Genomic DNA, 10,827 nt, shown 5'->3' on the forward strand with positions numbered 1-10,827 from the left:
CGCCAGCCGGCCGGGAGCCGCCGCAGCGCCCCGGCCAGCCGGAGCCGCGCGGCCCAGGAGCCCGGCGCGAGCCGGACGGCCTCCTGGGCCGACGCGACCGCCTCGGAGTCGCGGCCGAGACGTTCCAGAGCGAGGCTCGCCAGGCGATGCCCCCACTCGCCGTGCGGATCACGATCCACCGCCTGACGAGCGGCCTCCAGCGCCTCCTCGGGCCGGTCGCGGCGTAATCGTGCCGCCGCGACCCCACACCAGGCCCGTGGATCGGCGCGGTCGCTCGGGGGCGGCACCTCGGACCCGGGTTCCCGCCGGGCACGGGAAGGGTGATCCTCGGCATCGCTCCCCACCCCCGAATGATCTGGTGCCGGCCGGGGCGTGGCTAGGGCCCGCAATACACCTCTATCTCTCTAGAGAGGTCGCCCCGGAGTCAAGCGCGGCGCCAGCCACTTGACCGCCATCACGTAGCGGTGTTCAAGGTTGGCGTGGGTACCGTCGAAGAGCTCGAAGAACACGTTCCCGGCGGGCACTCCGGCCTTGCGCACCTCCTCGTGGAAGGCGGTGGCGCCCATATCGAGGAAGTATTCGTCGTTTCGTCCCGCGTCGATCCACACGCTGTGCAGGCCGCGCAGCGCCTCGGCGTGCTTGGGGGCCATGACGACCGGGTCATATTCCAGCCACCTCGACCACACCTCGGGAACCAATCTCCCGAGGTGGTCGAAGGGGATGTCAACCGAGCCGCCGGGATTGGCGGAGTAGGAGGCGGCGTTGCCGTACAGGAGGATGAGGTCGCTGCCGGGGCAGCGGCCGCCGGAGGCGTGGAAGCGGTCGAGGAACCTCGCCCACGAGCCGTCGTACTCCTCGCGCAGCACCCGGGCGGCGGGCACGAACTCGCGGGGGTAGAGGACCTCGAACAGGGCGTCGCCCGCGTGGGTGGCCAGGGCGCCGAACAGGTCGGGGCGCAGCATGGGGGTGATCATCGCGCCGTAGCCGCCGCTCGACTTGCCGGTGATGGCGCGGTGCGCGGGGGCGGGGAGGGTGCGGTAGTGCTCGTCGACGAAGGGCACGACCTCGTCGCAGAGATAGGAGTGGTAGGCCCCGTGGCCGTGGGAGTCGACGAACTGGCTGCCGCCGAGGCGGGTCCAGGCGTCGACGTAGACGACGATCGCGGGCGGCGCCTCCCCGTCGGCGAAGACCCGGTCGAGCATCTCGGGGACGGTCCGCCGCCACGGCTGGCGGTTCCCCCACATGACGACCTGGCCCGAATATCCCTGGATGACGTAGATCGTCGGGTACGCCGTCGCGCCGTCGTCGTAGCCCGGCGGGAGGTACACCCACAGGGGGCGTTCGTACGGGTCGCCGAGAGGGTTGTCGCGCAGGACCCCGCTGACCACGGTGACTCGATCGAGGCGTCCGGACATTTCCGCATTCCAGGGCAGCATGCCCATCACACTATGACGGGACTTATAGGGACACTTGGGCGAAGACCGAGTCTTGGCAACCGCCTGAGTGATCTTCGGTGGATCACCTAAGCTGCGCCTCATGTTCCCGAGGGCCGACCCGAGAGCGGACCGGTGGGCGATCCTCGCGCTGCTGTGCTTCAGCCTGCTTTTGATCGCCGTCGACGCGACCGTGCTGCACATCGCCGTGCCGGCGCTGACGGCCGCGCTCGAACCGACGGGCGTGCAGCTCCTGTGGATCATCGACGTCTACTCGCTGGTGGTCGCGCCGCTGCTGGTCACGTTCGGCACGCTCGGCGACCGGTTCGGGCGGCGGCGGCTGGTGCTGCTCGGCTACGTGGTGTTCGGGATCGCCTCGCTGGCCGCGGCGTTCGCGGCCACGCCCGAGGCGCTGATCGTGGCGCGGGCGTTCCTCGGCGTGGGCGGGGCGATGATCATGCCCGCGACGCTCTCGATCATCCGGCAGGTCTTCACCGACCGGCGTGAACGGGCCGTCGCGCTGGGGATCTGGAGCGCGGTGGCGGCCGGGGGCGCGGCCCTCGGGCCGGTGCTCGGCGGGGTGCTCGTGGAGCACTTCTGGTGGGGCGCGGTGTTCCTGATCAACGTGCCGCTGCTGGTGATCGCGCTGCCGCTGGCCGCCCGGCTGATCCCCGACGTCACCACGAGCCACGGCCACTCCTGGGACTGGCCGAGCGCGCTGCTGTCGGTCGTCGGCGTGCTCGCCGTCGCCTTCGGGCTCAAGGAGGCCGGCTACGGGCACACCGTGGGCCGGGGCGCGGCCGTGCTGATCCTGCTGGCCGGGATGGCGGTGCTGGCCTGGTTCGTCGCCCGCCAGCGCGCGCTGGCCGCGCCGCTGCTCGACCTCGGGCTGTTCGCCAACCGGGGGTTCGCGACCGGGGTGGCGTGCGTGCTGTTCGCGGTGTTCGCGCTCGTGGGGCTGGAACTGCTGCTCGCGCAGTACCTGCAGCTCGTCCTCGGGCTGCGGCCGCTCGACGCGGCGCTGCGGATGCTGCCGCTGATGGTCGCGGCGATCTGCGGCGGGCTCGCGGCGGCCCACCTGCTGCAGCGGATCGGGCTGCGGGCCACCATGAGCGGCGGGCTCGCGCTGACCGCGCTGTCGCTCACGCCCACGCTCGGCTGGGGCGTCGAAGACCACCCGGTCACGCTGACGCTCTGCTTCGTCGGCATCGGGTTCGGCATCGAGGTCGCCCTGCTGGCCGCCTCCGACGCCATCATGTCGGCCGCGCCCGAGTCCCGCGCCGGCGGCGCCGCCGCCATCGAGGAGACCGCCTACGAACTCGGCGCGGGCCTCGGCATCGCCGTCCTGGGCACGGTCACCACCATCGTGTACGCGCCCCGGCTGGCCGGCGTCGCGGGAGTGCCCGAGGGGCTGCTCGCGCAGGCCCGGGGGTCGCTCGCGGCGGCCGCCCACGTGGCCGGGGAGGCGGGCGGCGCGGCCGGAGCGGCCCTGCTCCACGCGGCCCGCTGGGCGTTCGTGGCGGGGTTGCACGCGGCCGTCGGGGTGAGCGTCGTGTTGCTGCTGGCCAACGCGTTCGTGGTGGCCGTGCTGGTACCCGCAGGTGAACGCCGGCGGGAAGACGAACGTCTCTCCGTCTGACATATGAGGGTTGGTTATGGGGCAATTGCCTCGTAAAGCCATCCCATAACCCCCCAGAATGAGTCCCGTGAAGAAAACCTTCATCGACCTCGCCACACTCGCGGCCCGAATAGGCGTCGGCGGAATCTTCTTCGCCAACGGCTGGGCCAAGCTGCGGGCCGGCCTGGACGCGACCGAGACCCAGTTCCTCCAGCTCGACGCGCCGATTCCGTCGTTCTGGGCGGCCGCCACCATGCTCATCGAGCTGCTCGGCGGCACTCTTCTCATCGCCGGGCTGGCCGTGCCGGTCGTCGGCGTGCTGCTGTTCGCCGAGGCGCTCGCGGTGTTCATCCTGGCCGCCGGTGACACCGGCCTGCCCCTGACGGGCGGCAGCGTGCAGCTCGTCGTCGCGCTGGGCGCCGCCTCGGTGCTGCTGTCGGTGAACGGCGGCGGGCGGCTCTCGGTCGACCACATGGTCGTCATCAAGCGCCGCGACGCCGAGGCCGCCGACGAGATGGCGGCCGACATGGAGGCCGACACGGTCATCAACGCCCTGCGCGAACCCAAGCGGGGTGACGCCACCCAGTCGAAGCCGTCGCCGGATTCGGAGCACACCGACGCGCACAAGGGCCCGGTCACCTTCCCCAACCAGCCGGACGAGCCGACCGCGCCGCATTCCAAGCCGAAGCCCGCGCCGCGCAAGCCCCGCCGCGACACCACGACCGAGAACCGCAGCGAGCCGGCCGGCGGCGGCGGCGAACCGGGCGACACGCTGGTCGCGGGCCGCCGGAGCGCCAAGCCCGAATAGGCTTCGGGTCACCCGGTCGTCGCGGCGCGAGGCGGGGCGCGGCCGGCCGGCGCCGGGTGCGGCCGGTTCGGAGGCGGCGGGCGGTGCCAGGGTGGGCGGAGCCGTAACGGAGAAAAAAGATGACGACGCTTCCGGTGATCGACGTGAGCCCGCTGCTCGACGGCGGGCCCGCCGATCGGGTGGCCGCCGAGATCGAGGCGGCCTGTGTCGACAGCGGGTTCTTCTACGTCTCCGGGCACGGCGTCTCCGCCGAGCTGATCGGCGCGCTCGACGACTGCGCGCGGCGGTTCTTCGCGCTGCCCGAGGAGACCAAGCTCAAGATCGCCATGTCGCGGGGCGGCCGGGCCTGGCGGGGGTTCTTCCCGGTCGGCGGGGAGCTGACCTCCGGGAAGCCCGACCTCAAGGAGGGCGTCTACTTCGGCGCCGAGCGGGAGCCCGACGGGCGGCCGCTGCACGGGCGGAACCTGTTCCCCGAGGAGATCCCCGAGATGCGAAGCGTCGTGCTGCGCTACCTCGACGAGGTCGAGCGGGCGGCGCAGGCCGTGCTCAGCGGGGTGGCCCTCAGCCTCGGGCTGCCGCGCGACCACTTCTCGGCGGGGTCGACGGCCGATCCGACCGTGCTGTTCCGGATCTTCCACTATCCGCCCGGCGTGGACGACTCGTGGGGCGTCGGCGAGCACACCGACTACGGGCTGCTGACGCTGCTGCTGCAGGATTCCAACGCCGGGTTGCAGGTGCGCACGTCGCGGGGGTGGGTGGACGCGCCGCCGATCCCCGGGACGTTCGTGTGCAACATCGGCGACATGCTCGACCGGCTGACCGGCGGCCACTACCGCTCGACGCCGCACCGGGTGTTCAACGCGACCGGGCGCGACCGGCTGTCGTTCCCGTTCTTCTTCGACCCCGGCTGGGACAGCGAGCTGCCGCCGCTGCCGCCCACCGCCAAGGGCTTCCGGCGGTGGGACGGCCAGGACCTGCGGGCGTTCACCGGCACCTACGGCGACTACCTCCTGGGCAAGGTCTCCAAGGTGTTCCCGGGCCTTCGCGACGAGGTCATCTGAACCTTTCACCGGGCCGAAACGGGCCGCAACCGGCCGGGTCGCGGCGGCGTCGCTGCCCACGCGCCCTCTCGCCCCCGCGCATTACGGGCCCGCCGGAACCGCCCGCCGTTGACCTCGGCGGGCGGAGGATGCTGCATTCGCGGTGGCCCGATGTCCCAAGCTGAGGAGAAACGGTGAAAGCTGCCGCGACACTGGCTCGCCGAGTGATGACGCTCGGATCCGTACTGGTCACCACCGGCGCGCTGGCCCTCGTGGGCCTGGCGCAACCCGCCGCCGCGTCCACCATCACCCTGCAGGGGACGGTGGACTGCCTCAGTTCCAACAACTACGGGGACACCCGCGACTGGTATCCCTCGGCGGTGAACCTCTACACCTCACCGGCCACGCCGGCGCCCAGCCTGGTCGCGGTGCCCGCCACCCGCGCCTTCTCCTTCACCCAGACGCTGCCGGCCGGGGCCACCGCGGCCGGGGTCACCGCCCTGTGCAGCAGCGGCCACTACCCGTACGGCGACTTCACCGGGTCGTCGAGCGGCTTCTCCATCCCCGCCGGCACGACGAACGTGGTGGCGACCTGGGGCTGCTCGGCCCAGCCGGTCAACCCCGGCCCGTGGCTCACCACCTGCGGCGTGACGTCGGTGTCGTTCAGCTAGAGGCCGTTGCGGGCGATCACCTCGCGGTACCAGCGGGCGCTGGACCGCGGGGTGCGCTCCAGGGTGTCGTAGTCGACCCTGACCAGGCCGAAGCGCTTGTGGTAGCCGCGGGCCCACTCGAAGTTGTCCATCAGCGACCAGACCAGGTAGCCGCGCAGGTCGGCGCCGCGCTCGATGGCACGTGCGGCCGCGCGGAAGTGGCCGTCGAGGAAGGCGATGCGGTCCTGGTCGTCGACGGAGTCGGGGTAGGCGGCGCCGTTCTCGGTGATCATGAGCGGCACGCCCGGATATTCGACCGACAGGCGGACCAGCAGGTCTTCCAGGCCCTGCGGGATGACCTCCCAGTTCATCTCGGTCGGTTCGCCGCGCGGCGGCAGCCACGCGATGCCCTCGCAGCCGGGGTACTCGTCGTGGCCCTTCGACGCCGGGTCGGCGGCCAGGCGGGCGACGGTGTAGTAGTTCACGCCCAGCAGGTCGATCGGCTCGTAGGGCAGGTCGCCCAGGTCGGTGAACTTGGCGATGTGGGCGGCCACGTCGTCGGGGTAGCGGCCGTCCTTCAGCGCGGGGTCGAGGAACAGGCGGTTGGCCAGGCCGTCGGGCAGCGACGTCACGTCGGGGTCGCCGACCATCGGGGTCAGGTTGAGCGTCAGGCTGACCTCCTCGGCGCCGCCCGCGCGCAGGGCGCGCACGCCGAGCATGTGGGCCGTGAGCAGATGGTGGGCCACGGTGAAGGCGGCGGCCGGGTCGGCGACGCCGGGCGCGTGGCGGCCGGAGCCGTGGCCGACGAAGGCGGAGACCCACGGCTCGTTCAGGGTGGTCCAGGTCCGGACGCGGTCGCCGAGGCGGGCGTGCATGATCGCGGTGTACTCGGCGAAGCGCTCCGGCGTGGCCGGGTCGCGCCAGTCGAGGGCGGCCGGCAGGTCCCAGTGGTAGAGCGTGGCCACCGGTTCGATGTCCGCGGTGAGCAGGGCGTCGACGAGGCGGTCGTAGAAGTCGAGGCCCGCCGGGTTGGGGTCGCCGCTTCCGGAGGGCTGGATGCGCGGCCACGCGATCGAGAAGCGGTAGGCCTTCAGGCCGAGGTCCGCCATGATCGCGACGTCTTCCGGATAACGGTGGTAGTGGTCGCAGGCGACGTCGCCCGTGTGGCCGTCGGCGGTCTTCCCGGGGGTGTGCGAGAAGACGTCCCAGATGGAAGGGCCGCGGCCGCCCTCGTCGACCGCTCCTTCGATCTGGTACGACGCCGTGGCCGCACCCCAGCGGAAGCCTTCCGGAAACGTGATCAACGTGTGCTCTCCCTGATCGTGAGACGTGGTTCCAGCAGGATCGACCCCGCCGGCAGCCCGTCGAGCTTGGCCATCAGCAGCCGGACCGCCTCCCTGCCGAGTTCCTCGGCCGGGATGAGGACCGAGGTGAGCCGGGCCCGCTCGGCGATGTCGTCGGGGCAGATCGCGACGACCGACACGTCCTCCGGTACGGCCCGCCCCAGGGCGCGCAGCGCCCCCAGCACGTGGCCGACGGCCGCTTCGTTGTGCACGACCAGCCCGGTCAGCCCGGGATGGGCGTCGAACAGCAGCTTCACCGCGGAGGCGACCTCGTCGTAGGTCTCCTCGCACGGCACCGCGACCGCGTGGAGCCCGCGGCCGGTCGCCTCCGCCAGGAACCCTGCCCTGGTCCGTTCGGCGAAACCCGTGCCGCGTTCGTAGACGACCTCGGGGGCGCCCAGCAGCGCGATCTCACGGTGGCCGCGCTCGGCCAGGTGGGCGGCGCAGAGGGCGCCCGCCTGGTTGAAGTCGAGGTCGACGCAGGTCAGGCCCTCGGCGTCGGCGGGGAACCCGATGAGCACACTCGGTTCGGCCAGGTCGCGCAGCAGCGGGACCCGGGTGTCGCGGACCTCCACGTCCATCAGCAGCAGCCCGTCGACCATGGCGCTGGCGGCCACCCGGCGGATGCCGTCGGGGCCCTCGTCGGCGGTCATCAGCAGGACGTCGTGGTCGTACTGCCGGGCCGTGGCGACCACCGAGGTGGCGAACTGCATCAGCACCGGCAGGTTCATCCCGGCCCGCAGCGGCAGGACCAGGGCGATCACGTTGGCGCGCTTGCTGGCGAGGGCGCGGGCGCCCGCGTTCGGGTGGTAGCCGAGCACCCGGACGCTGTCGAGCACCCGCTGCCGGGTGGTGGCCGAGATGGCCCGCTTGCCGCTCAGCACGTACGACACCGTGGAGACCGCCACCCCCGCGTGCCGGGCGACGTCGGCGATCGTCACCGTCCTCACGCGTGGAACCTGAGCGTGGTCACGGTCACTCCCTCGTTCTCGCACACCAGATAAACATCGCGCACTCCGGTCACCGGCGAAAGGTGCACCCGGGTCTCGGCCGGTTCGAATCGGGAGGCCGTACGCGGCACCGCGACGGTGGCCGCGACCTCGCCCAAGGGGTCGCCGAGCCGGAGGGTGACCACGCCGCCCTCATCTCCGGCGGCGGTCACGACGGCCGTCGTCTCCCCCGCGAAGGCCACGTCGCCGAACCGCACCCAGGCCCCCGGTTCGGCCGACCTGACCGCGTCGCCCCGGTCGCGGGCGGCCTCGCAGAGGGTCATGCCGGCGTACTCGTCGCACGCGGCGGCCTCCAGCCGCGCCGGGTCGCGCGGCGGGACGGTCTCCCCCGGCAGGTCGAACCGGGCGCACAGCCTGATCACGCCGCTCGACGGGCCCACCTGGGCCTTGCAGGGGGCCTCCTCGACGACGAAGCGGTCGCGGGTGACGTCCCAGAAGGCGAGGTCACGCAGCGGTACGTCGACGCCGACCCGGCGGGACTCGCCGAGCGCGAGCCGGACCTTCACGAACCCGCGCAGCGCCCGCACGGGCTGCTTGACCCGGGAGCGGCACTGGTGGGTGTAGAACTGCACGACCTCCACGCCCGCGCGGGCGCCGGTGTTGGCGACGGTCACCTCCAGGCGCAGCGTCTTCTCCCCCGGCACGGCGGTCAGGTCGGCGTAGCCGAACGTGGTGTAGCTCAGGCCGTGGCCGAAGGGGTAGAGGGGGCTGCCCCGGAAGTAGAGGTAGGTGGCGTCGGTCGCGATGATGTCGTAGTCGAGCAGGTCGGGGAGCTCGCAGGCCGACCGGTACCACGTCTGGGTGAGCCGCCCGCCGGGGTCGGCGTCGCCGAAGACCACGTCGGCCAGGGCGTGGCCGTACTCCTGGCCGCCGTGCGACGACCACAGGATCGCCGGGACGTTCTCCTGCGCCCAGTTCAGCGCGAACGGGTAGCCGCTGGAGACGACGAGGACGGTGCGCGGGTTGGCGGCGTACACGGCCTTGAGCAGTTCCTCCTGGAGCGGCGGGAGGGCGAGGTCGGCGCGGTCCTCGGTCTCGCGGCCGTTGACCAGCGGATGGTCGCCCAGCACCACGACCGCGACGTCCGCCTCGGCGGCCAGCCGGGCGGCCCGCCCCGCGCCGCTCTCGACCGTCTCCACGACGAAGACGGCGGCGTTCTCGGGGTCGTCGGCGAGTCCGAGAACGCCCTTGCTGATCCCGACGTAGCGTCCGGTGAAGATGTGGCGGAGGACCACGCCCCTGAAGCGGTCCTCCATCCGGAACGTCTGCCGGACCTCCCAGCCGCTCGGCCCCGGCTGGTCGTTGACGAGCACGCCGTCGTCGTCGACGCCGACGTGCCGCCCGTTGGGGACGCTGCGCAGCGCGACCGCCCCGCCGCCCCAGTCGAACAGGTCGAACTCGGCCGACGGGCCGGTGGTCAGCGGCCCGCCGGTGATCTCGGCGCTCGCCGAGACGTAGCCCTCCTCGGCGCGCAGCACGATCCGGTCGACGCCCTCGCACCACACCGTCTCGGCCCGCCCGGCCAAGCCGGCGCGGGCGGTGACCTGGTAGGGCAGGGTGCCGCTGTACCAGTCTTCGAGCAGCACGTCGGCCAGCGGGCCGACCACGGCGATCTTCCCGGACGTCAGCGGGAGCAGGCCGTCGTTCTTCAGCAGCGTCATCGACTCGGTGGCGGCCTCACGCGCCAGCCTCTGGTGCTCGGGCCGGTTGACCACCGCCTCGGTGATCTCCAGGAAGGGCTCGATGGGGTCGAACTCGCCCAGCCGGACCCTGATCGCCAGGGCGTGCCGGACGGCGGCGTCGACGTCGCCCTCGTCGATCAGGCGGCGCCGCAGCGCCTCGCGCAGGTGCCCCAGGGTCGCGGCGGGGTCGGCGTCGTCCTGGGTGAAGCTGTCGAGGCCCGCCTTCAGGGCGTGCGCGTAGGCCTCCGCGGGGTCGTCGTAGTAGGCCTGGACGCCGAACAGGTTCGCGGGGGCGTAGGCGTCGCTGACCACCAGCAGGTCGTCGCGGGCCCACGTGCGCAGCACGTCGTTGATCAGCGGCGACAGGTGGGCGGGACGGCCGTTCACCAGGTTGTAGCTGGGCATCACGGCGACCGCCGCGCCCGCCTCGACGGGGGCGCGGAAGGCGCGCAGCTCGTATTCGTGCAGGACGCGCGGCGGGAGGTTGCTGCTGGTCGCGCAGCGGTCGGTCTCGTTGTTGTACGCGAGGAAGTGCTTCAGCGTCGGCGCGGTCTTCATCACCCGGCCGTCGCCTTTGAGGCCCGACGCGTAGGCGGTGCCCAAGACGCCGGTCAGCCACGGATCCTCGCTGTAGCCCTCCTCGTTGCGGCCCCAGCGCGGGTCGCGTAAGGGGTTCACGACCGGCGCCCAGACGTTGCGGCCGGCGCCCGAGGGGTCCTTGCGGTGGAAGGCGACGACCTCGTCGGCGGTGGCCGCGCCGACCCGGCGGACCAGCTCCGGGTTCCAGGTGCTGGCCAGGCCCACGGCCTGCGGGAACACCGTCGCCGGGCCCAGCCAGGCCAGGCCGTGCAGGGCCTCGGTGCCGGTGCGGAACGGCGCCAGGCCGAGCCGGTCGACGGGGGCCTGGTACTGGTGCAGCAGGCCGATCTTCTCGTCGACGGTGAGCCGGGCCAGCAGGTCGGCGACGCGTTCGGCGACCGGGCGCGCGGGGTCGCGGAAGGGTTCGCTCATCAACACGTCCTCGGTCGAAGCGCTTCGAATGACGCAGAAAAAGAAGCGCTTGGAGGTCAGGTGTCGAAGCGCTTCGAAATCATTACGTCGGCGTTAAGTCCGACATATCCGAAGGGTGCCGCTTAACCGGTTCGGGGTCAAGACCCAATGCCTCACTCGGCCCGCAGCGTCGCCGCCAGGCGGAGCCGGGCGGCCCGGCGGGCGGGCCGCGCCGCCAGCGCGAGAGCGGCCG

The 10,827-nt window shown here is 72.4% G+C and carries 9 protein-coding genes; 4 read left to right on the plus strand and 5 right to left on the minus strand.

The window, feature by feature from the left end; translation table 11 throughout:
- On the minus strand, nt 1-287 hold a 287-nt coding region (locus FDA94_RS38425), incomplete at its 3' end, for a BTAD domain-containing putative transcriptional regulator (RefSeq protein WP_246060388.1).
- A 117-nt stretch (nt 288-404) separates the two neighbouring features.
- Nucleotides 405-1,436, minus strand: coding sequence for an alpha/beta hydrolase (locus tag FDA94_RS38430; RefSeq protein WP_137251939.1), 1,032 nt, complete (start codon nt 1,434-1,436; stop codon nt 405-407).
- Between the two features lie 100 nt (nt 1,437-1,536).
- Between FDA94_RS38430 and FDA94_RS38435 the strand changes: the two genes are divergently transcribed.
- The 4 genes from FDA94_RS38435 to FDA94_RS38450 all read left to right on the plus strand — a co-directional run bounded on the left by FDA94_RS38435 (nt 1,537) and on the right by FDA94_RS38450 (nt 5,570).
- Nucleotides 1,537-3,072, plus strand: coding sequence for an MFS transporter (locus tag FDA94_RS38435; RefSeq protein WP_137251940.1), 1,536 nt, complete (start codon nt 1,537-1,539; stop codon nt 3,070-3,072).
- Between the two features lie 67 nt (nt 3,073-3,139).
- Nucleotides 3,140-3,859, plus strand: coding sequence for a DoxX family protein (locus FDA94_RS38440; RefSeq protein ID WP_170991320.1), 720 nt, complete (start codon nt 3,140-3,142; stop codon nt 3,857-3,859).
- 119 nt (nt 3,860-3,978) lie between these two features.
- Nucleotides 3,979-4,920 (plus strand): isopenicillin N synthase family dioxygenase, encoded by a 942-nt coding sequence (locus tag FDA94_RS38445; protein WP_137251942.1) that lies wholly within the window; start codon nt 3,979-3,981, stop codon nt 4,918-4,920.
- A gap of 173 nt (nt 4,921-5,093) precedes the next feature.
- Nucleotides 5,094-5,570 carry a hypothetical protein gene (locus tag FDA94_RS38450; RefSeq protein ID WP_212735703.1) on the plus strand — a complete coding sequence of 159 codons (477 nt, stop codon included), beginning with the start codon at nt 5,094-5,096 and terminating at the stop codon, nt 5,568-5,570.
- Here the strand turns inward: FDA94_RS38450 and FDA94_RS38455 are convergent.
- From FDA94_RS38455 to FDA94_RS38465, 3 genes are read right to left on the minus strand one after another with little or no spacing between them, the layout of a single operon-like run.
- Complete coding sequence (locus tag FDA94_RS38455) at nt 5,567-6,853, minus strand: GH1 family beta-glucosidase (protein ID WP_137251944.1); 1,287 nt, start codon at nt 6,851-6,853, stop codon at nt 5,567-5,569. The genes FDA94_RS38450 and FDA94_RS38455 overlap by 4 nt on opposite strands.
- A complete protein-coding gene (locus FDA94_RS38460) occupies nt 6,850-7,833 on the minus strand; it encodes a LacI family DNA-binding transcriptional regulator (RefSeq protein ID WP_212735704.1) in 984 nt (327 codons plus the stop codon). The genes FDA94_RS38455 and FDA94_RS38460 overlap by 4 nt, the downstream gene beginning before the upstream one ends.
- A 5-nt stretch (nt 7,834-7,838) precedes the next feature.
- Complete coding sequence (locus FDA94_RS38465; RefSeq protein WP_137251946.1) at nt 7,839-10,595, minus strand: glycoside hydrolase family 3 protein; 2,757 nt, start codon at nt 10,593-10,595, stop codon at nt 7,839-7,841.
- Nucleotides 10,596-10,827: the final 232 nt, after the last annotated feature.

The sequence above is a fragment of the Herbidospora galbida genome (assembly GCF_005233835.1).
GTDB classification, from domain to species: Bacteria; Actinomycetota; Actinomycetes; order Streptosporangiales; family Streptosporangiaceae; genus Herbidospora; species Herbidospora galbida.

Bases quoted from the DNA above. Each gene is read 5' to 3' on its own strand.
- FDA94_RS38430 (WP_137251939.1), bottom strand. From the start codon at position 1,436: ATGCTGCCCTGGAATGCGGAAATGTCCGGACGCCTCGATCGAGTCACC.
- FDA94_RS38435 (WP_137251940.1), top strand. From the start codon at position 1,537: ATGTTCCCGAGGGCCGACCCGAGAGCGGACCGGTGGGCGATCCTCGCG.
- FDA94_RS38445 (WP_137251942.1), top strand. From the start codon at position 3,979: ATGACGACGCTTCCGGTGATCGACGTGAGCCCGCTGCTCGACGGCGGG.
- FDA94_RS38465 (WP_137251946.1), bottom strand. From the start codon at position 10,595: ATGAGCGAACCCTTCCGCGACCCCGCGCGCCCGGTCGCCGAACGCGTC.